16 protein-coding genes are annotated in these 21,787 nt (G+C 57.7%); 4 read left to right on the top strand and 12 right to left on the bottom strand.

Annotation, left to right across the window (positions count from 1 at the left end; translation table 11 throughout):
* The first annotated feature begins 182 nt into the window (after positions 1-182).
* Together cphA (BM205_RS21220) and cphA (BM205_RS21215) are read left to right on the top strand one after the other, a co-directional pair.
* On the top strand, positions 183-2,339 hold the full coding sequence (cphA, locus tag BM205_RS21220) for a cyanophycin synthetase (protein WP_092416859.1): 2,157 nt from the start codon (positions 183-185) through the stop codon (positions 2,337-2,339).
* A gap of 80 nt (positions 2,340-2,419) precedes the next feature.
* Positions 2,420-4,990 carry a cyanophycin synthetase gene (gene cphA / locus BM205_RS21215; RefSeq protein ID WP_092416858.1) on the top strand — a complete coding sequence of 857 codons (2,571 nt, stop codon included), beginning with the start codon at positions 2,420-2,422 and terminating at the stop codon, positions 4,988-4,990.
* 125 nt (positions 4,991-5,115) lie between these two features.
* On the opposite strand, the gene BM205_RS21210 is transcribed toward cphA (BM205_RS21215), so the two are convergent.
* The 10 genes from BM205_RS21210 to kdpF form a co-directional block, all read right to left on the bottom strand.
* Positions 5,116-6,504 carry an MFS transporter gene (locus BM205_RS21210; RefSeq protein ID WP_371326519.1) on the bottom strand — a complete coding sequence of 463 codons (1,389 nt, stop codon included), beginning with the start codon at positions 6,502-6,504 and terminating at the stop codon, positions 5,116-5,118.
* 412 nt (positions 6,505-6,916) lie between these two features.
* On the bottom strand, positions 6,917-7,285 hold the full coding sequence (locus tag BM205_RS21205; RefSeq protein WP_092416856.1) for a nuclear transport factor 2 family protein: 369 nt from the start codon (positions 7,283-7,285) through the stop codon (positions 6,917-6,919).
* 48 nt (positions 7,286-7,333) lie between these two features.
* A complete protein-coding gene (locus BM205_RS21200; RefSeq protein WP_092416855.1) occupies positions 7,334-7,846 on the bottom strand; it encodes a cupin domain-containing protein in 513 nt (170 codons plus the stop codon).
* Between the two features lie 24 nt (positions 7,847-7,870).
* Positions 7,871-8,566, bottom strand: a complete 696-nt coding sequence (gene kdpE / locus BM205_RS21195; protein WP_092416854.1) for a two-component system response regulator KdpE — start codon at positions 8,564-8,566, stop codon at positions 7,871-7,873.
* Between the two features lie 2 nt (positions 8,567-8,568).
* Positions 8,569-11,340, bottom strand: a complete 2,772-nt coding sequence (kdpD, locus tag BM205_RS21190; RefSeq protein WP_254783991.1) for a two-component system sensor histidine kinase KdpD — start codon at positions 11,338-11,340, stop codon at positions 8,569-8,571.
* A gap of 111 nt (positions 11,341-11,451) precedes the next feature.
* Entirely contained in the window at positions 11,452-12,198 is a 747-nt protein-coding gene (locus BM205_RS21185; RefSeq protein ID WP_092416852.1) for a TorF family putative porin, read from the bottom strand.
* A gap of 147 nt (positions 12,199-12,345) precedes the next feature.
* Positions 12,346-12,975, bottom strand: a complete 630-nt coding sequence (gene kdpC / locus BM205_RS21180) for a potassium-transporting ATPase subunit KdpC (protein ID WP_092416851.1) — start codon at positions 12,973-12,975, stop codon at positions 12,346-12,348.
* Positions 12,976-12,989: 14 nt separating this feature from the next.
* Positions 12,990-15,074 carry a potassium-transporting ATPase subunit KdpB gene (gene kdpB / locus BM205_RS21175; protein WP_092416850.1) on the bottom strand — a complete coding sequence of 695 codons (2,085 nt, stop codon included), beginning with the start codon at positions 15,072-15,074 and terminating at the stop codon, positions 12,990-12,992.
* Positions 15,075-15,093: 19 nt separating this feature from the next.
* Complete coding sequence (gene kdpA, locus BM205_RS21170; protein WP_092416849.1) at positions 15,094-16,911, bottom strand: potassium-transporting ATPase subunit KdpA; 1,818 nt, start codon at positions 16,909-16,911, stop codon at positions 15,094-15,096.
* Position 16,912: 1 nt separating this feature from the next.
* Entirely contained in the window at positions 16,913-17,002 is a 90-nt protein-coding gene (kdpF, locus tag BM205_RS21165; protein WP_061534000.1) for a K(+)-transporting ATPase subunit F, read from the bottom strand.
* A gap of 339 nt (positions 17,003-17,341) precedes the next feature.
* Here kdpF and BM205_RS21160 point away from each other — a divergent pair, with 339 nt between their 5' ends.
* Both BM205_RS21160 and BM205_RS21155 read left to right on the top strand, forming a co-directional pair.
* Positions 17,342-19,513, top strand: coding sequence for an FUSC family membrane protein (locus tag BM205_RS21160; protein WP_092416848.1), 2,172 nt, complete (start codon positions 17,342-17,344; stop codon positions 19,511-19,513).
* Positions 19,514-19,663: 150 nt separating this feature from the next.
* A complete protein-coding gene (locus BM205_RS21155) occupies positions 19,664-20,053 on the top strand; it encodes a hypothetical protein (RefSeq protein ID WP_092416847.1) in 390 nt (129 codons plus the stop codon).
* Positions 20,054-20,123: 70 nt separating this feature from the next.
* Here the strand turns inward: BM205_RS21155 and BM205_RS21150 are convergent, their stop codons facing one another.
* Together BM205_RS21150 and BM205_RS21145 are read right to left on the bottom strand one after the other, a co-directional pair.
* Positions 20,124-21,032 (bottom strand): SMP-30/gluconolactonase/LRE family protein, encoded by a 909-nt coding sequence (locus BM205_RS21150; RefSeq protein WP_092416846.1) that lies wholly within the window; start codon positions 21,030-21,032, stop codon positions 20,124-20,126.
* 99 nt (positions 21,033-21,131) lie between these two features.
* The coding region (locus BM205_RS21145; RefSeq protein WP_139227185.1) for a porin at positions 21,132-21,787 on the bottom strand (656 nt) is incomplete at its 5' end.

Below are 21,787 nucleotides of genomic sequence, written 5' to 3'. Positions count from 1 at the left end.
ACTTTTCGTTACCAATTAAACATATCTTTTCTATATTTGGTAACTCTCTGTAAACCAATTCACGGTTTAGCGCGTTACAGCTAGCTAAAGGGTGTCGAATACAAGAATATTAAAGCTGGCACACTCAAAAATCTCAGCACTCACGCCTCATAAGCCTTATTGCATAGCCTCATTGCTCACTCATGAAAAACATTGAAATCCTCCGTATCATGTCGCTGCGCGGACCAAACATCTGGACGTATCGATCAACCCTTGAGGCGTGGATCGACATTGGCGAACTGGAAGATTTCCCGTCCAATACCCTGCCCGGCTTTAACCAGCGCCTGACCAGCTGGCTGCCGTCCCTGATCGAGCATCGCTGCAGCTACGGCGAACGCGGCGGTTTTGTCCAGCGGCTGCAGGACGGCACCTGGCCCGGCCACATCCTGGAACACGTCACGCTTGAACTGCAAAACCTGGCTGGCATGCCGGGCGGTTTCGGCAAGGCGCGCAGCACCTCGGTGCGCGGCGTCTATAAAGTGGCGGTCCGCGCACGCCACGAGCAAGTAACCCGCGCCGCCCTGCACGCGGCCCGCGACCTGGTGATGGCCGCAATTGAAGACAAACCATTCGACGTCCACGCTAGCATCACCGAACTGCGCAGCATGGTCGACTCGCGCTGCCTGGGGCCAAGCACGGCCTGCATCGTCGAAGCCGCGGACGAACGACGCATCCCCTCATTCCGCCTTACTGAAGGCAATCTGGTCCAGCTCGGCCATGGCATTCGCCAACGCCGTATCTGGACCGCAGAAACCGATCAGACCAGCGCCATCGCCGAAAGTATCTCGAGCGACAAAGACCTGACCAAAACCTTGCTGCAAGCCTGCGGTGTGCCGGTCCCTGAAGGACAAGTCGTGGAAAGCGCCGCCGAGGCCTGGGAAGCGGCCGAAGATATCGGTTTGCCGGTGGTCGTCAAGCCTTCTGACGCTAATCACGGTCGCGGCGTATTCACCGATCTGAATACCCGCACCGAAATCGAAACCGCTTACGAGCTCGCATTGCAAGAAGGCAGCAGCGTGATTGTCGAACGCTTCATTCGCGGTAATGAGCATCGGCTGTTGATTGTCGGTGGCCGGCTGGCGGCAGCTGCGCGCGGCGAGCCGCTTTCAATCACCGCTAATGGCACTTCGACAATCCGGCAACTCATCGATGACCAGATCAATTCCGATCCGCGCCGTGGCGAACTTGAAGAGTGCCCGCTCAGCCCGGTATTGCTGGACGAAGAACCTGTGGTACGGGTCGAACTCGAACGGCAAGGCTTTACCGGTGAATCGATTCCGGCTGCAGGCCTGCAAGTATTAATCCAGCGTAACGGCAATGTCTCCATCGACGTCACCGACCTGGTGCACCCGAGCGTTGCCGCGGCAGCTTCGCTGGCTGCGCGCGTGGTGGGCCTGGATATTGCCGGTGTCGACCTGGTGGCGGAAGATATTTCCCGGCCGCTGGAAGAACAACGCGGCGCTATTGTCGAAGTCAATGCCGGCCCTGGCCTGCTGATGCATCTGAAACCGGCGCAAGGCAGGGCGCGCCCGGTCGGCAGAGCCATCATCGAACACCTGTTTGCGGCGGCTGACAATGGCCGCATCCCGATTGTCGGCGTCACCGGCACGCATGGCAAAACCACCGTCTCGCGCCTGATTGCCTGGCAACTCCATCTGAGCGGCAACCATGTAGGCCTGGCTTGCGGCGACGGTTTGTATTTCGCGCAACGGCAAGTTGAAAAAGGCGACCGCGCCAATTGGGAATCGGCGCAGCGCATACTGATCAACCGCGCGGTCGACGCGGCCGTGTTTGAGAATAGCCATGACACTATCTTGTCGGAAGGCCTGGTCTATGATCGCTGCCAGGTCGGCGTCGTCACCAACATTGCCGCCGACGACAGCTCGCCGCACTACTACATCGCCGATGCCGAGGAAATGGTAAAAGTCACCCGCACCCAGGTCGATGTCGTCCTGCCGAGCGGCGTCGCGGTACTGAACGCGGCCGATCCGCTGGTGGCCGGCATGGCGCCGCTGTGCGACGGCGAAGTGATTTTCTTTGGCGTCGACCCTGCCCTGCCAGTGATTGCGGAACAGCTTGAACAAGGCAGGCGCGCCGTCTTTATCCGTAATGACCAGATCATGCTGGCGGTCGGCAAAAGCGAAATGCTGCTGGCCGACATCACCACTGTGCCATTGATTGCACGCAGCAAAGATAGCTTCCAGGTTGAAAACGTGCTGGCGGCGGTTGGTGCTGCCTGGGCGCTGGATATCTCTCACGACTTGATACGCGCAGGGATAGAGACTTTCGAGATGGTTTAAAAATTTAAGCAGGGTCGGCAAATTTTTGCCCACCCTGCTTTTTGACTAGTACTAGCAGGAAAAAATAGGAAAACTTGTTGATGGACGTATCACGTATCCGAGTACTTCGCGGCCCCAATCTGTGGAGTCGACATACCGCTATCGAAGCCATCGTGTCTTGCACCGAGGCCGAACGCGCCATTGCTGGCATTACCGGTTTTGAAGCCAAGCTGCGTGAACGCTTTCCGCAGATCGGTTTTTTACAAACCAGTGGCAAGAACGAAGTCGTATCAATGGCGCATGCGCTGGAGATTGCGGCGCTCGGACTGCAATCGGAAGCCGGATGTCCGGTGACTTTCAGCCGCACCGTACCTACCGTGGAAGCCGGCGTCTACCAGGTGATCGTTGAATACACCGAAGAAGAAGTCGGCAAGATGGCTTTCCAGCTGGCGCAGGAACTATGCCTGGCAGCGCTGCAAGACCAGCCCTTCGATCTCGCCAGCGCCTTGGCCAACCTGAAGGAACTGGACGAAGACATTCGCCTCGGCCCAAGCACCGGCTCCATCGTGCAAGCGGCCGTCATGCGTGGAATTCCGTTCCGGCGCCTGACCGGCGGCAGCATGGTGCAGTTCGGCTGGGGTAGCCGGCAACGTCGCATCCAGGCCGCCGAAACCAACCATACCAGCGCGATCGCCGAATCGATCGCCCAGGATAAAGACCTGACCAAGAAACTCCTGAATGCGGCCGGCGTGCCGGTGCCTATGGGCCGGGTTGTCATTAGCGCCGAAGAGGCCTGGGCTGCAGCGCAGGAAATCGCCGGCGCGGTGGTGCTCAAGCCACGCGACGGTAATCAAGGCAAGGGAGTGGCGGTCAACATCACTGCCCGTGAACAAATCATGGCAGCCTTTGAAGTCGCCGCCAAAATCTGTTCGGAAGTGATCGTCGAGCGCTATTTGCCAGGTCACGATTTCCGCCTGCTGGTAGTCGGCAACCAACTGGTAGCCGCGGCTCGCCGTGATCCGCCGCAGGTTATCGGCGACGGCGTGCGCACCATCGGCCAACTGGTGGAACAAGTCAACAGCGACCCGCTGCGCGGCGATGGCCACGCAACCTCGCTGACCAAGATCCGCTTCGATGCGATTGCCCTGGCGACTTTGGCCAAACAGCATTACACAGCCGACTCGATTCCACAGCAAGGTGTACGCGTGGTATTACGCAACAACGCCAACCTGAGCACCGGCGGCACGGCGACCGATGTCACCGAGGATGTCCATCCTGAAATGGCGGCGCGTGCCGTGGCTGCAGCGCAAATGGTAGGACTGGATATCTGCGGCGTCGACGTGGTCTGCAACAACGTCCATCAACCGCTGGAAGAACAAGAAGGCGGCGTGGTGGAAGTCAACGCCGCACCTGGTTTGCGGATGCACATCAGCCCTTCCTACGGCAAAGGCCGCGCAGTCGGTGCTGCGATCATGTCGACCATGTTTGACAGCGGTGACAATGGCCGCATCCCGCTGGTAGCGGTGGCAGGCACCAACGGCAAAACCACTACCGTGCGCCTGATCGCCCACCTGCTGGGACGCAAGGGATTACGCGTCGGCATGACCAATTCCGATGGCGTATATATCGAACAGCAACGTATCGACACCGGCGACTGCAGTGGCCCACGCAGCGCCCGTAATGTCTTGATGCATCCTGACGTCGATGCCGCCGTATTTGAAACTGCACGCGGTGGCATCTTGCGTGAGGGCCTGGGTTTCGATCGCTGCGATGTCGCCGTGGTCACCAATATCGGCATGGGCGATCACCTCGGCTTGAGCTATATCAGCACGGTCGAAGATTTGAGCGTGGTAAAACGCGTGATCGTCGAAAACGTCGCCCCTGGCGGCCACGCAGTCTTGAACGCGGCCGATCCTATGGTCGCCAGCATGGCCAAATCCTGCCCTGGCTCGGTCACTTTCTTCGCCCACGATTTCCATCACCCGCTGATGACTACCCATCGCGCGCAGGGACATCGTGTGGTGTATCAGGACGGCAATGCCATCGTCGCCGCCAAGGGCAAGCAAGAACATCGGATCGCGCTGCATGATATCCCGCTGACCCGTAACGGTACCATCGGTTTCCAGATCGAAAACGCCATGGCTGCCATCGCCGCCGCCTGGGCTCTGGATCTGGATTGGGAAGTGATTCGGACCGGCCTCGGCACCTTTATCAACGATGCAGCTACCGCACCGGGCCGCTTCAACGTGTTCGACTATCGCGGCGCGACCCTGATTGCCGACTACGGCCACAATCCCGATGCGATCCAGGCTCTGGTAAAGGCGATTGACAGCATGCCGGCCAAACGCCGCTCAGTGGTTATCAGCGGCGCCGGCGACCGGCGCGATATCGACATCCGTCACCAGACAGAAATCCTGGGCGATGCTTTCGACCAGGTGATTTTGTATCAGGATCAGTGCCAGCGTGGCCGCGCCGATGGCGAAGTACTCGGCCTGTTGCGCGAGGGCTTGCAAAATGCCCGTCGGACCACGTCGACTGAAGAAATCAATGGTGAGTTTGTCGCTATTGATACGGCGCTGTCGCATCTGTCGCCAGGGGATCTTTGTTTGATTCTGGTGGACCAGGTGGAAGAGGCGTTGGCGCATATTGCGAAACGCATCGCTGAAGTGTGATTTTCCGCAGCGAGCCAATGACTTAGAGATCCGGGGTCGGAGTGAAGTTTCGGCGGTAAACCATACCGAAAGTTCACTCCGACCCCGGTTAGTTCGGGTGACTCGTCGCATTGAACGTAAAAACCCTACGCCAGTTTGTGCCCGGTTAGCGCGGCGCCGGCGTTCAATGGTAAGCGCCGGGTTACCGGAATCGACGCCATCGAAAACAGGCCGATGACTATGAAGGCCGGCCAGAAATCTCCGGCCACGATCGTTTCATGACCTTGCAGGCGGCTCGACATATGTACCGCCAGACCGCCGATGGTCACTCCCAAACCTAAAGAAATCTGCTGCACGACGCTGGCCAGGCTGGTGGCGCGGCTGACGTCGGCGCTATCGAGATCCGCGTAAGCCATGGTATTGAGGCAGGTGAATTGCATTGACGGGAAAAATCCGCCCAGCAGCACCACCGCCATCATCACCAGATAAGGCGTGGTCGGCGTGAATAAACCATACGATGCCAGCGCCAGTCCGGCTAACACCGCGTTCCAGATCAACACTGAACGGAAGCCGTAACGGCGCAGGACCGACGTACCGATGGCTTTCATGAAAATCGCACCGAAAGCCGAGGCACATGTAATGGTGCCGGCGTGAAAGGCATTCATGCCAAAACCAACCTGCAAAGCCAGCGGCAACAGGAACGGCACCGCACCCAGTCCGATCCGGAACAGCGAACCGCCCAGTACGCTGGCGCGGAAAGTCGGAATCCGCAGCAGACGCAGATCCAGCAACGGGAACGGCTCACGCCGCGCATGCAGCAAATACACGTATAAGGTCAAGCCGCCCAGCAGCATCATGGCGAATGCCCATTCCGAAGACAGCAACTCGCCATCGATCATCGACAAGCCCAGCATCATCAGCGTGCTGCCGACCGCCGACAGGACAAAACCCTTCATGTCCAGCGGCTGCAAATCATCAGAACGGTAATTCTCGATATAGCGGCTGGCGAGGTACATGCCGAGAATGCTGATAGGTACATTGATCAGGAAGATCCAGCGCCAATGGAAATAAGTCGTGATGAAACCGCCCAGCGGCGGACCGATCACCGGCCCCAGTTGCGAAGGAATGGTCAGATAGCTGATGGCTTTGACCAGTTCAGTACGCGGTACCGAGCGGAAAATCACGATGCGCCCGACCGGCACCATCATGGCGCCACCTATGCCTTGCAAAAAGCGCGCGGCGACAAATGCCGCCAGCGAGCTGGATGCGGCGCACATCAGCGAACCCGCCAGGAACACCATGATGGCGGAACGGAATACGGTACGCGCACCGAAGCGATCGGCGACCCAGCCGCTGATCGGGATGAATACGCCGAGCCCGACCACATATGAGGTCAGCGCCAGCTTAAGAGTAAGGGGATCTTGTCCGAGATCGCGCGCCAATACTGGCAGCGACGTGGCAATCACCGTCGCGTCCATGTTTTCCATGAACAACGCGCAAGCGACAATTAGCGGAATGAGAAGAGTACGTTGCACTGCCGATGGCCGTAAGGTAAACAAAAAGACAGATGCACGCAGTGTTGCATCTGTCTGATTGGCAGTTTACACCCATTCGTAAAAATTGGCAGGATGTCTGACAACTACCCGTTCATTATGCAGAAACGGCATGACGGCACTAGGGCCTGTTAACATTTGATTTGGGAGTGCGGACGCGCGGCAGGCGTTACAGGCCTAGGCGCGACGACGCGACGTAGTGGTGCTACGGCAAGGAGGAGTAACGACGGCATGTGATGCCTGCAGCCGTTCCCGGAGGGTTCAAACCAAAACGTGCGCTGGCCGCGTTGCATGGTTTGCAGGGGCCTCGGCCCCTGCTACACCACGCGCCTTGCCAGCACACGTTTTGGTTTGAACGCATCTCCCAAATCAAATGTTAACAGGCCCTACGACGTCAGGCCGGTTTGCGTTGTCCAGGGTCGTAGTAAAACTGTTCTTCAACGATCTTGTCGCCGCGCCAAAGCTGCCAGGCAATTTCGTCTTGCCGGAAACTACGGCCATCGTGCGTCACAATTTCGAACAACCAGTTGATGGCAACCCGATCGCCATCGATCAGGAAAGATTTGGCTGCCAGGGTGCGGATTTCCTTGACGGCCGCCAGCGCTTTTTCCTCACCCGCTACTAACAACTGTATTCCTTTACGCGGCGGCTCCTGGTTTTCCTGCATGGAGGCATCTTCGGCATAAAACTCCTGGATCGCTTCTACATACTTGCCTTGCACAACCAGCGCTATGAAGCTTTGAACATGTTCTCGACTTGGCATGGATTGGTCCTGTAGTGGTATAGATAGGAAGCAAAACTATACCCCGCTTCAGAAAGGCCCGTTGGACTCGCGCAATTTGTCCGGCAATCCGTCGTGCGGCCCGAGCGGTTGCTTCGGCGCATCCAGCCAAAGCTGCTCGCCAATCTGCGCATTGCGCTCCGCATGCAGGGCGTAGTAAACCTGATTGTCGGTGCGGAAACGGTCCCCCACCACCAGCAGGCGCACATCGGTCTCGGTATTGTTGATGAAGGCATGCGCGAGACCGGTACCGGGTGCAAAGCCTACGCCATCGCCGGGCGCCAGCCGGTGCAGATGGCCATCAAGCCAGACGTCCGGAGTGCCATCAATGACGTAGACGAATTCCTCTTCCGTCTTTTCGGCATGCGGCCAGGACGTGCGGCGCCCGGGCGGTAACAGCTCGTGATGGATGCCAAGGCGCGTCAGGCCGAATACTCGGCCGAACGGCGAACCTATCGCCATCAGCTCGGCGCTGCCGGGATAGCTGGAGTTATCCGCATCCTGAATCTCCTGCCAGTGTTTGATGCATTCCGGTCTGTTCATTGTCTTCCTCTGTCTAGCTTGTTTTTACTGCGAAAGCAGGATCCGATAGCCCACCGCGGTTTCGGTCAGCAGATGTTTGGGCTGGGCCGGATCGTCTTCCAGTTTCTGCCGCAAGTGTCCCATATAGATCCGCAGATAGTGACCGCTCTCCGAATGCGATGGCCCCCACACTTCTTTCAGCAACTGCGGATTGGTCACTACCCGTCCGGCGTTGGCTACCAGCACCGTCAGCAATCGATACTCGGTCGGCGTCAGATGCACTTGCTGTTGCGCCTTGGTGACCAGCCGCGCTTGCAGGTCCAGCGTGACGTCGCCGAAACGGATCAAGCCATCATCGCCGGCCAGCGGCTGGTGTTGACGCCGCAGCGTAGCGCGCACCCGCGCCAATAATTCGCCGACGCCAAACGGCTTGCTCAGGTAATCGTCGGCGCCGGCATCCAGCGCTTTGATCTTGTCGGTTTCGTTGACCCGCGCCGACAGCACGATGATAGGCACACGTGACCATTTCCTGACATCGAGGATGAAATCGACGCCATCGCCGTCCGGCAGGCCGAGATCAAGAACCACCAGGTTCGGTTTGCGCGTGCCGCAATCGATCAGGCCACGCTGCATGGTTTCTGCTTCAAAAACCTGCCAGCCTTCGCTCTCCAGGGCGGCGCGTACAAAACGCCGGATCTGCGGTTCGTCTTCGACCAGCAGCGCTACAGGTGTCGGTTGCATTGTCATGCCTTCTCTGCGTCGTCGCCGACGCTCGGTTCGTGTTCTTCCGGGTCGGGCATGCTGGGAGGCGTGCCGAGCGGAATGGTGAAGATGAATTCAGCGCCGTGATGGCCGCTTTGGACGCTGCGGGCATGGATGGTGCCGCCATGCGCCTCGACAATCGCGCGGCAAATCGCCAGCCCGAGGCCGACGCCTGGCTTGGCCGATTCGCGCTCACCGCGTGTGAATTTCTCGAATATTGCATCTACCATGCCGGCCGGCAGACCCGGTCCGTCATCGGCCACGGTAACTGCCAGAAAACGGCCGTTGACCACAGCGGCCAACACAATATGGGAACCAGTTGGCGTGTACTTGGCTGCGTTTTCCAGCAAATTACACAACACGCGCTCAATCAATACCGCATCGAAACGGATCAACGGCAGCTCGTGCGCAACCCGAATTTCCACCTGATGTCCTTGCAACGCCGAGCCGCTGGCGCGCAATGCACTGCCGACCACCTCCTCAAACGGTTGCCACTGCAAATTCAGCTTTACCTCGCCACTCTGGATTCTCGCCATATCCAGCAGATTGGTCACCAATGCGCTCATGCGCAGCATTTCACTGTGCAGTGCACCGGCCAGCACTTGCTGGTGCTGCTGCAATGGCGGCTTGGATAACACCAGCGACTCGGACAATCCGATCAGGGCCGTCAGAGGTGTACGTAAATCATGCGACAGCGCGGACAACAACGAATTGCGCAAACGCTCGGATTCCATGCGTACCAAAGCGTCTTGCGCCACTTCGACATAGTGCACGCGCTCCAGCGCAATCGCGGTCAAGGTGGCGAACGTGTACAGCTGTTGCTGCTGTTCCGGGATCAGGATCCAGCGCCGGCTGTGCGGCAAGATCACCAGCACGCCTCGGGTACGCATCGGCGCCACCAAAGGCAGATACAGATAGCTGCTGGCTGGCAGCGTGTCGGTGCCGACACCGGCGCTGCTGGCATTGTCGAATGCCCACTGCGCAATGCCCATATCGAGCGCGCTGGCGACATTCGCCACGTCGTCCGGTATCACCGGCGGCATTTGCAATCTGCCGGCATCATCCGGTATCAGCAGCAAAGTCTTGGCCTGGAAACTGCGTTGCAGGAACAGCCGGCTGGTTTCAAATATCTGCTCGGTCTGCAGCACGCCCGACAAGGCCCGGGCAAATTCGAACAAAGCGCGCGAGCGGGCTTCACGGTCCGAAGCAATCCGCGCCTGATAGCGCAGTCCGGCGGTTAAATGGGTAATCGTCAGACCTACCGCCAGCATCACGCCGAAGGTCAGCAAGTACTGGAAATCGCTGACCGCAAACGAAAAGCGCGGCGGCACGAAAAAGAAATCGAAAGAAGCGATGCTGAGCAAGGCGACAAAGATGGCCGGCCCGCGACCAAAGCGGATGGCGATCAATACCTCTGCCAACAGATACAGCATGACGATGTTGGCCAGGTCGAAAAACGGTAGTATCGGCGTCGCCAGCAAGGTTACCAGCACGCATGCAGCAAGCGCCCAGATGTAACCCCACCACTCGATGCGGTTCTGCATCGGCGTATGGCGCGGCGGGATTTTTCCGGCAGAATCTCCTTGCTTTTCTGCCGCGCTGGTCGGCGGCACGCCGATTTCAATCAGATCGATATCGCTTGCGAGAGCGGCGATACGCGCGGAATGGCTGGTTTGCCAGAGAAACGGGCGCTGGCTGCGGCCGATGATGATCTTTGAAAAATTGTGGCTGCGGGCATAACCTGCCATGACGGCAGCTACCTCGCTACCGGCCAATACGGCGGTGGTCGCTCCCAGATCCTGCGCCAGCTTGAGCGTCTTCAGGATGCGCTCACGCTTGGCCGACGGCAAACGTTGCAACCTTGGTGTTTCGACATACACCGCATGCCATTCGGCATTAAGCTGGGTCGCCAGCCGCGCAGTGCTGCGGATGACGTGTTCCGCACTGGGCGAAGGACCGACGCAGGCCAGCAAGGCGGCATCGGTCTGCCACACTGCGCCTATCGATTTTTCAATCCGGTAGGCCTGGACATCGCCCTGCAGCCGATCCGCAGTACGGCGCAATGCCAGTTCACGCAGCGCGATCAGGTTGCCTTTGCGGAAAAAATTACGTGAGGCGCGTTCAGCTTGCGGCAGCTTGTAGACTTTGCCGAGTTTGAGCCGGTTCAGCAATTCATCGGCAGGCAAATCTACCAGCACCACTTCGTCGGCGGCATCGAATACGGTATCCGGCAAGGTTTCCGCAACCCGGATGCCGGTAATGCCACCCACCACATCGTTCAGGCTTTCCAGATGCTGGACATTCAACGTGGTGAAGACATCGATTCCGGCATTCAATAATTCGTCAACGTCTTGCCAACGCTTCGGGTGACGTGAACCGGATGCATTGGAATGCGCCAGTTCATCGACCAGTATCAACGAAGGCTTGCGCTGCAAAGCGGCATCCAGATCGAATTCCGGCAGCTGCTTGTCGCGATACGCTACCTGCTTCATGGGCAGCAATTCCAGTCCGTTCAGCATGGCGGCGGTTTCAGCACGGCCATGGCTCTCGATCACGCCAGCCAGGACCTCACGACCTTCGCTATGCAGTTTATGCGCAGCCCCGAGCATCGCGTAGGTTTTTCCGACACCCGCCGAGGCACCGAAATAGATGCGCAACTTGCCCCGCCCGGCCAGACTCTCCTGCACCTGCAACTGCGCCAGGAGAGCATCCGGATCGGGACGTAGATTATCGTTTGAGTAGGGTGAAGACACTGATTGCCTTGTAAAAGCCATCGATAGAGCGAATATACGGATCGTAACGCCAATTGTAGATTGAATTCGGCAGATTGAATCCGCCCGGCGCTACGATATCCTGCGAGCTGCTTAAAACGTCTTGGTCGCCGATACCACCAGCGCCGTTTTACCCAGGTTTTTGCGATCCGGCCCCGGCCCGACGTAATTATTAGTGTCAGTTCCGATTACTGCAACGCTGCCGGACAGGAAACCGAAATCCTTGGTCAAGCCGATTTTCCAGTCGTTATAGCTTAATGTCGAATTGTTTTTGACGGTTTGATGGCCGGCATGCAGATTGACCGTATACCCGCTGCTGACATCGATATTGGCGCCAAGGTCCAGGTAACCGCTGTTCTTGCTGTTGGCAGCGCCGAACAGATTGGTCAGCGACTGCGAATATTTGATATATGCAGGACCATAGCCAAGCTGTCCATAGAGTTCCGTCGTATCGGCATTCGGATTCAAATCATTGGATGGGTAGACATACGTAAGAACCCCGAAATCGTAGCTCAGGTCTTGGGTGAAATTACCTTTCTTGCCAGCGTAGATATCCCACTCGATATTGCCGCTGCCGCCGCTATCCTTTACCCATTTAAGCGTCGACAACCATATGCCGACATACAAACCGGTTGGATTGTTGCTGTAGTCTGCGCCGCCCTGCAAAGCCGGGTCCAGACGCGTCTGGGAGATACCGCGAAAGCGATAGTCGGAGACGACGCTGGCATTGAAAGTCAAGGAATTATCGGGAACGACCTCTTGCGCCTGCGAACAGTTTGCGGTGAAGGCAGTAACGCCGATGACGGTGACCAGGCTAGCAAAATAGATGATTTTCTTCATGGATTCTATGGTGGTGGTTTATCTCAGACCAGAGGATGCAAGGGCGTGTAGAAGCTGACCGTACGCGGTACTTCGCACGGTCAGTTCTGCAAACACTGCTGCCTCTATGATGAGATGGGTGGGGAAAACTTAGTTTGAAGCCGGATGCTACCGGTCCAGCGCCAGGTTCAATGCCATGACATTGACGCGCGGCTCGCCCAGGAAACCGAGGCTGCGCTCCAGTTTCAAGCTATCGATGAGGCTGCGCACGGTATCAACATTCAGCTTGCGTTCACGCGCAATGCGTCCCGCCTGATAGTAGGCCGCGGCAAGACTGATTTCCGGATCCAGGCCGCTGGCGGAAGCCGTCACCAGATCCACCGGGATCGGTAGCGTGTTACCCGGATCGGCGGCTTTCAAGGCATCGACCCGTCCCTTCACGGCATCCATCAGCGCCGGATTGCTCGGCCCGAAGTTGGAGCCGCCGGAGGATTGGGCGTTGTATGGCATCGGACTGGTTGCTGACAGGCGTCCCCAGAAATAGTTGGGGGCTGAAAACTCCTGGCCGATCAGCCGTGAACCGATCAGCTTGCCGTTTTGTACGATCAGGCTACCGGCTGCCTGCTCGGGAAAAGCCACCTTGCCGATGCCGGTCACGGCCAGCGGATAGATCACCCCGCACAGCACGGTAAGACCGACGAACAGCACCAGCGCCGGCCGCAATACGCCTTGCGATGTGACTTTTGTCGTGGTAGCCAACGGTGCTGTAGACAGTGTTGCTGTAGATGCTGATTTCATTTCAATACTCCTGACTACACTAAATGCATTACCGACAGAATCATGTCGATCAGTTTGATGCCGATGAAGGGCAATATGATGCCGCCCAGGCCGTAGATCAGCAGGTTGCGACGCAACAGCGATGCAGCGCCGACTGCACGATACCTGACGCCCTTCAATGCCAGCGGGATCAACACCACGATGATCAAAGCGTTGAAGATTACCGCAGACATGATCGCCGACGACGGGCTGGCCAGATGCATCACGTTCAGCGCCGCCAGCTGCGGATAAGTGGTGATGAAAGCCGCCGGAATAATCGCGAAATACTTGGCGATATCGTTGGCAATCGAAAAGGTCGACAAGGCGCCGCGTGTCATCAGCATCTGCTTGCCGATCTCGACGATTTCCAGCAATTTGGTCGGATTCGAATCGAGATCGACCATATTGCCGGCCTCTTTCGCCGCTTGCGTGCCGCTGTTCATCGCCACCGCTACGTCAGCCTGGGCCAGCGCCGGTGCATCGTTGGTGCCGTCGCCGGTCATCGCTACCAGCCGGCCTTCCGACTGATAACTGCGGATCAGCTTGAGCTTGTCTTCCGGCGTCGCTTCGGCCAGGAAATCGTCGACCCCTGCTTCCGCGGCAATCGAGGCTGCGGTGAGGCGGTTATCGCCGGTGATCATGACGGTCTTGATTCCCATCCGGCGCAGTTCGGCAAAGCGTTCCTTGATGCCGCCCTTGACGATATCCTTCAGCTCGACCACGCCCATCACCACGCCTTCATCCACCACTACCAGCGGCGTGCTGCCGCGACGGGCGACGTCGTCGACGTTATGCGCGACTTCGGCCGGGAATGGTTGGCCGAGTTCTTGCAGATAGTTCTTGAGCGCCTCGGACGAACCCTTGCGGATTACACGGTTACCGATATCGACACCGCTCATGCGCGTCTGTGCGGTGAACGGCACGAAGGTGGCATGCAGCGCATTCATCTCGCGTTCACGGATATTGAAGCGCTGTTTTGCCAACACCACGATACTGCGCCCTTCCGGCGTTTCATCTGCCAGTGAAGCCAGTTGCGCGACATCTGCCAGTTGCTGCTCCGTGATACCGGGCGCAGGAATGAACGCCGAAGCCTGACGGTTGCCCAATGTGATGGTGCCGGTCTTGTCCAGCAACAGCACGTCAACGTCGCCGGCAGCTTCCACTGCACGGCCGGAAGTGGCGATCACGTTGGCTTGCATCATGCGGCTCATGCCGGCCACGCCGATGGCTGAAAGCAAGGCGCCGATGGTAGTTGGAATCAGGCACACCAGCAAGGCGACCAATACCGTGATCGTGATCGGCGCACCGCTTTTGGCGGCAGATACGCTAAATAGAGAGAACGGCAGCAAAGTTACCGTCACCAGCAGGAACACGATGGTCAGCGCCACCAGCAAGATGGTGAGGGCGATCTCGTTCGGCGTCTTTTGGCGCTTGGCGCTTTCCACCATCGAAATCATGCGGTCGAGGAAGGCTTCGCCCGGATTGACCGATACGCGTACCACCAGCCAGTCGGACAGCACGCGGGTGCCGCCGGTAACCGCGGAAAAATCACCACCGGATTCGCGAATCACAGGCGCCGATTCACCGGTGATGGCGCTTTCGTCGACCGAGGCAACGCCTTCGATGACTTCGCCGTCGACCGGGATCACATCCCCTGCTTCGACCAGCACAACGTCACCTTTGCGCAGATTGCTGGCCGGAGTGGCCGACCAGTTGCTGAGCTGGCCCTTGGACTTGCCGCTACTGTTGCTGTCCAGTTTTTTGGCTGAAACGGTTTGCTTCAAGGCGCGCAATGATTCCGCTTGCGCCTTGCTACGGCCTTCCGCCAGTGCTTCGGCAAAGTTGGCGAACAGGACAGTAAACCAGAGCCAGACCGAGATCGCCAGGATGAACGCCGAGGAGGCTTCACCTTTGCCAATCAAGGCTTGGAAATACAGCAGCGTAGTCAGGATACTGCCGATATAAACCACAAACATGACCGGGTTGCGCAATTGCGTTTGCGGCGCCAGTTTTTTGAACGATGCGACGATGGCCGGGCCCATGAGCGCGGAATCGAAGAGCGTCAGATTGGTGCGTGACATGATGTTCCTTCTTCTTATCTTATTGTGCAAACATTTGCAGATGTTCAACGACTGGGCCAAGCGCCAGGGCCGGTACGTAGTTCAATACGCCAACCAGCACCACGACACCTATCAGCAACACGATAAACAGCGGGCCATGGGTCGGCATCGTGCCGGAGTTCGGTTCCAGCCGTTTTTTGGCAGCGAACGAACCAGCCATCGCCAGGATCGTGACGATGATGATGAAGCGGCCGAACCACATTGCTACCGCCAGCATGGCGTTATAGAACGGCGTGTTGGCGGATAAGCCGGCGAAGGCGCTGCCGTTGTTGTTGGCTGCAGAGGAGAAGGCGTACAGGATTTCGCTGAAACCGTGGGCGCCGGGATTCAGGATGCCCGCCACGCCAGCCGTCGCCATTACCGCAATCGCCGTACCGCCCAACACCAGCATCGGTGTCGCCAGGATCGCGATCGAAGTCATCTTCATTTCGAACGACTGGATCTTCTTGCCCAGATATTCCGGGGTGCGGCCGATCATCAGGCCGGCAATGAAAACCGCCATGATGGCAAACACCAGCATGCCGTACAGGCCGGAACCGACACCGCCGAACACCACTTCGCCCATTTGTATCAGGGCCATCGGCACCATGCCGCCCAATGCCGTAAATGAATCGTGCATCGCATTCACCGCACCGCAGGATGCTGCGGTGGTAACCGCCGCAAACAAAGCCGAAGCGCTGATGCCGAAACGGCTTTCCTTGCCTTCCATATTGCCGCCCGATTGCAGCAGGCTATGCGTCTGGTCGATACCTAAGGCGCTAAGACCGGGATGCGATTGCTGCTCGGCGTACATCACCACGGCTGTCATGATTACGAAAATGATCGTCATCGCCGCCAGCACCGCCCACCCTTGACGGATATCGCCAACCATGAAACCGAAGGTAAAACACAGCGCCGCCGGGATCAGGAAAATGGCCAGCATCTGCATGAAATTCGACAAAGGCGTCGGATTTTCATATGGATGAGCCGAGTTCGCATTGAAGAAACCACCGCCATTGGTGCCGATCATCTTGATCGCTTCCTGCGACGCCACCGGACCCATGGCCAGGGTTTGCACCTTGGTATTCATGTTTTCCAGCACCGGCTTGCCGCTGGCATCGTTGACCGGCTGGCCGTCAGCGCCGACTTTCGGCTGCTGATAATCCAGCGGCTGCACGATGGTGGCTTCTTTATACGAATCGAAATTCTGGATCACGCCCTGACTGATCAGGAACACCGAGAAAATCACCGACAACGGCAACAGCAGGTATACGGTAGAACGGGTGATGTCGGTCCAGAAATTACCGATCGACTGTGCTGAATGACGCGAAAAGCCGCGGATCAACGCAAAGGCAACCGCTATGCCGGTAGCTGCGGAAAAGAAATTCTGTACCGCCAGCACCAGCATCTGGGTCAGGTAGCTCATCGTGCTTTCGCCCGAATAACCTTGCCAGTTGGTGTTGGTGATAAAACTGACCGCAGTATCGAAAGCAGAATCGGAACTGAGATTGGCAAAATGCTGCGGATTCAGCGGCAGCCAGAGTTGGAAACGCTGCAAGGCGTATGTCGCCAGCGCGCCGATGGTATTAAACAGCAGCAATGCCAGCGCATAGGTCTTCCAGTTCATCTCGGACTGGGCCTTGATGCCGGCGCAACGATACAACCATTGCTCAACCCGGCTGAACCAGCCGAAACCGGTTACCGGGGCATGATCTGAAGAGCCGGCGGCAACTTGCACGATAAACTTGCCAAGCGGATAACTCAGCACAAGCAGCACCGCCAGGAAAGCGATCAACAACATGATGGATTGGGAGGTCATTTCAGAAGTCCTCCGCTTTGATCAAGGCCACGACCAGATACACGAGCAGCGCAACGGTAACCACTGCGCCAAGTACATAAAACGGGTTCATTGCCTGTCCTCCAGCTTTTTGCATCCCACTGCCAGCGCCCAGGTGACGACAAACATCGCCACGATTGCACCGACATAAATTCCGTCAAGTACCAAGTCCATCATTACCCTCATTACAAATTAGTTGCGGTACCGACAGGCTATAGAGAAGCTTCTAAAAATGTTGTAAAGAGTCTTCACGGGGGTGTAAACAAAGTGTAAAAAAACCGTAAAAACCCCGAGTAAAAGCCGGGTACCTGAAGCTCAAATCGGTTTCATGCCTTTTTTGCACCATCAGCTCAATTTTTACCGGCAAACGCGGTACACTTTCAGCCTCGCCAGCTAACGCCATGACACCTACATGCACTACGCTCTAGATCTGCGCACCTTTATTTTTAGTCATTATTTCTATACTGGTTTGCGGATCGCCACGGGTGTGGTGGGACTGACCATGCTGGTACTGCAGTTCAGCGACATGCCGACTGCGATGACGGTCTGTATCGGCGCCTTGTCTACCAGCCTGATGGATTTACCGAGCACGCTGCGCCACAAGTTCAACGAAATGCTTTCGAGCGTGTTGTTATGCACCGTAGTCACTCTCATCATCAGCTTATGTGCGCCGTTTCACTGGCTGCTGAGCTTCATGCTGGTGGCAGTGACTTTCCTCGCCAGCATGATGGTGGTGTATGGCAAAAAAGCCATGCCCTTGCAGTTTGCCGCCTTGTTCGTGATGACTTTGTCGATGGAAAACGCCATGAACGTGCAGCAGGCGTTTTTCCATACCGGCTTGTTCCTGGCGGGCGGCCTTTCTTATCTGGCCTACTCGATGACGGTATCCTGGTTCCTGCGCAGCCGCATCAAGCAGCAGATACTGGCCGAAGCCTTGTTTGAACTGGCGCGCTATATCAACATCAAGGCCGACTTCTACGATATGCATGTCGACCTGAACAACCAGTTCAATCTCCTGGTGCGCCAGCAGATCGTGCTTGCAGAAAAGCAGCAGGCATCGCGCGACCTGATCCTGCGCGATCCCCGGAACCAGGAAGATGCGATCCTGGTGCAAGTCCATTTTGGCATGTTCGACCTGTATGAACACATCCTCTCGACCCATACCGACTACGCCATCCTGCGCGAGCATCTGGCCGACGCCGAAGTCCTGACTTATCTGCGCGACCTGGTCGGCAAGGCGGCCAAGGATATCGAAACGATCGCCTACGCCGTCACCCGCAAGCGCGCCTCGTTCGCCAGCATCAGCTACAAGGCGGAGCAGCGCTCGATCGAGAGCGAGCTGCAACAATTGCAGCAGGACTGCCTGGCCGGTAAAGTATCCGAGGAAGCGCTGGACATCCTGCGCGCCGCCTACGGCAAGATTTGCGGTGCGATCGACATGATAGGCGAGCTGCACCATGCCACGCAAAGCGTGCAAGGACCGTTGCCGGTGCTGCTGGGTAAAGACATGACGCCGTTCCTGACGCAGCAAAAATACCAGTTGGGCGTGCTGGTCGCTAATCTGCGCTGGCACTCGCCGACCTTCCGCTTCGCGGTGCGCGCCGCGCTGGCCATTTCCTGCGGTCTGCTGGCGGCCGATGCCCTGCCCTACGCCGGCCACGGCTACTGGATCGTGCTGACAATCGCCATCATTTTGAAGCCCAGCTTCAGCCAGACCAAACAGCGCCGCAGCGACCGTCTGATCGGCACCTTGATAGGCTGCGTGGCGACCGCGCTGATCTTACGCTTCGTGCACGAGCCGATTGCATTGCTTGGCTTTTTGTTCATGGCCACCGTGGCGGGGCCGGCATTCATCTATGTCAAATATCGCTATACGGCGATCGCCGCCAGCATGCAGATCCTGCTGCAAATTAACCTGGTGATTCCAAGTAGCGGCCATGTCATCGGCGAACGCCTGATCGACACGTTGATCGGTGCGGCCATCGCTACCGCATTCAGCTTCGTGCTGCCGAGCTGGGAATATCGCGCGCTGCCGCAGCTGATCCGGAATGTCCTGAAAAGCAACCTGCGCTTCCTGGACGCCAGCAACAAGCTGATGCAAGGCCAGACGCGGGACGACTTCATCTACCGTATCTGCCGCAAGCGTTTTCTGGATAGCATGTCTGAACTGGTGTCGACGCTGGTGCGCATGCTTGACGAGCCGGTCAGCAAGCATCGCGCGGTGGAAAACCTGAATCAGTTTATCGTTCAGAATTACCTGGTCATGGCGCATGTGGCGGCCCTGCGCATGCTGTTGCGCCGCAACGCGGAAGGCATGCCGCATGAAGCTGTCAATCTCGAACTGGATGCGGCGACTGCACGTGTCAGCAAGACCTTGGGGCTGGCGGAACTGGTACTTAATCCGAACGCACCTTTGCCGCCATCCGATGGCGTGCCGATCGCATCGCAAGAGATCTATGCCGGCGCCCAGGCGGAACAGTGGCCAGCCTGGCATCCGCTGCAGCAGCGGGTAGAGTTGTTGTATCAGGATAGCGAAAAAATCGCCGTCAACAGTGCCGCGATCGGGCGGATTCTGGCGACGTGACGGCAAAATCGTAGACGCAGATTTTTAAGAAAAAACTTATTCATTTTCCCTGGTTAAGACGGCCAAAACGCGTGCACCAGAAATTTCCATGCGGTATTATTTTCACATGGAAATTCACTTACGGGTTTCCTCGTCTTTAAAGGAGCAATGATGAGAATCTCTCTCTTAAAACTCGCGGCCGCATCCGCGCTGCTGGCTTTGACTTCGAGCGCCATGGCCGGCGCCAGCGGCGGCACCATTCATTTCACCGGCAGTATTGTCGAATCGCCTTGCAGCACCGGTAGCGCCAGTGCCGGACAGTTGAATCTCCAATGCGACAGGCCGAGCGCCTTTGCCGTCTCGTTCCAGCGCGTCGGCTCCGATGTACACTCAGCCGCCACCACCATCACCTTGACGCGCGATGGCAAACCGCTGGGAACCCAGGAAGCAACCGCTTACCAGATGGCCTTGCAGGGACATACCCAGCTGGGCCTGTCTGCCAAGGCTCCGGCTGCAGGCGCCACTCTAAGCCCTGTCATGGTGACTGTCAGCTATCTATAACTAACGCAAAACAGCGCAATAAACCGATGGAAAAATCCAGCCGCAGCGTTTCGCCACGCCTGCGACTGGGTCAGCCTCGGAACCGGGCTTCCGGCAATCCTCGCACATCAGGCAAGCGCAACTGGAACACTCCCCCCGCTGCCGGTTCGGCCAGCAAGGCGGCATCCGATAGCGATTCACGCGCACTGGTTACGTACAAGGTATCCAAAGCCTCCCCGCCAAACGCCACGCAACTAGGCTGCGCCACCGGCACCTGGACGATGCGATCAATGCTGCCATCCGGTGCATAGCGCAGCACACGATGACCGCCCCACTGAGCGTTCCACAGGTAACCCGCGCTGTCGATGGTGGAGCCATCCGGTTCGCCCGGCTGCTCCTGCAAGTCTGCGAACAGGTGATCGTTACTGATCGTGCCGGCAGCGGTGTCGTAGTCGCAACAGCGAATCGTCCTGGTCGGCGAATCGCAGTAATACATGGTGTGGCCATCCGGGCTAAAGCAGATGCTGTTGCTGATCGCTACCGCAGGCAACGCCAGCCGCTCCAGAGTGAGGTCGGTATTGAGCCGATAAAAACTGCAGCAGCGTGCCAGGCCAGGCGCATCGTTCTTGGTGCCGAAAACAAAACGCCCGAAGCGATCGCAACGGCCGTCGTTCAAGCGGGTATGCGGCAGGTCCGCCTCGACCTTGCAAATCGGCGTCACCTCGTTACCGGAAAAACTGAACCAGGCAAGTTGCGACGCCAATCCCAACAATAACCGGTCGTCGTCTTCGGTCAGGGCAAAAGTCGCCAGCCGCTCAGGCATCGGCCAGTTGCGGGTCGCACCGGTAGCCGGCGTGTGGCACCACAGGACGGCGCCAAGAATATCGGTCCACAACAAACGCCGGGTACGTGGGCACCACAACACGCCTTCTCCCAACAAATGCTTGCCGTCAAACAGCAGATTTACTGTGGATGCGGTGCTGGTTGTCGCAGTCGTCATGTCTCCATCCTTCTTGAAATGCCAACGAGGTCTGTACGACCTCGTTGTTGTATTGCGCCAGGTACTTCCGTGACTGACAGCTTACCTCAAAGCCACCATTTAGAAAGAATGGCTGATACCGGCGTAACCGCCGTTTTGCGCATGGCCTGGCAACGGGCTATCGAACTCGGTGCCAAAATCGGCATTACCCTTGTTGCGCATCGTGCCAACCGCCGCATACAGCAAAGTCCGTTTCGACAGGTTGTAATTGGCGCCGACCATGAACAGGCTGGCGCTTCCCGCGTCGTGATTGAGCTTGGCGTGGAACGCAGCACCGATCAATGTCCATGCCGGTGTCAGCACGTAGTTGGCGCCGATCCAGTAATGATTAATCTTGTCCGGAGCGCTGGGCGACGCGGTATCCGGGGCCGAGACATTCTCGTATCCGGCGAACATTTTCAACTGGTCCACGGTGAAGGTGCCGCCCACAATCAGATCCTTGGAAGCCGTGTAGACGTCGGTATAACGGCCGTTGGCATCGCGGATAACGTCATAGATGGCGCGCAGTTCGAGGCCGCCGGTGGTGTACACCAGCGAAATGCCGTCGCTGCGTCCATTTTTGGTGGAACCGGCCTGTTCGCCCAGACTGGTTTGCACCGTGGCGTTAAAGCCGCCCCAGGTTGGTGTCTGGTATTCGATGACGTTATTGGCGCCCGGCCAGTTGCGGCCCTTGACCAGATTCTGCGTACTCATGAATTGCTGGCCGGTAGGGTCGA

Source organism: Collimonas sp. OK307 (assembly GCF_900113705.1).
Classification (GTDB): domain Bacteria; phylum Pseudomonadota; class Gammaproteobacteria; order Burkholderiales; family Burkholderiaceae_D; genus Collimonas.
This window is presented reverse-complemented; position numbering and strand designations above follow the sequence as displayed.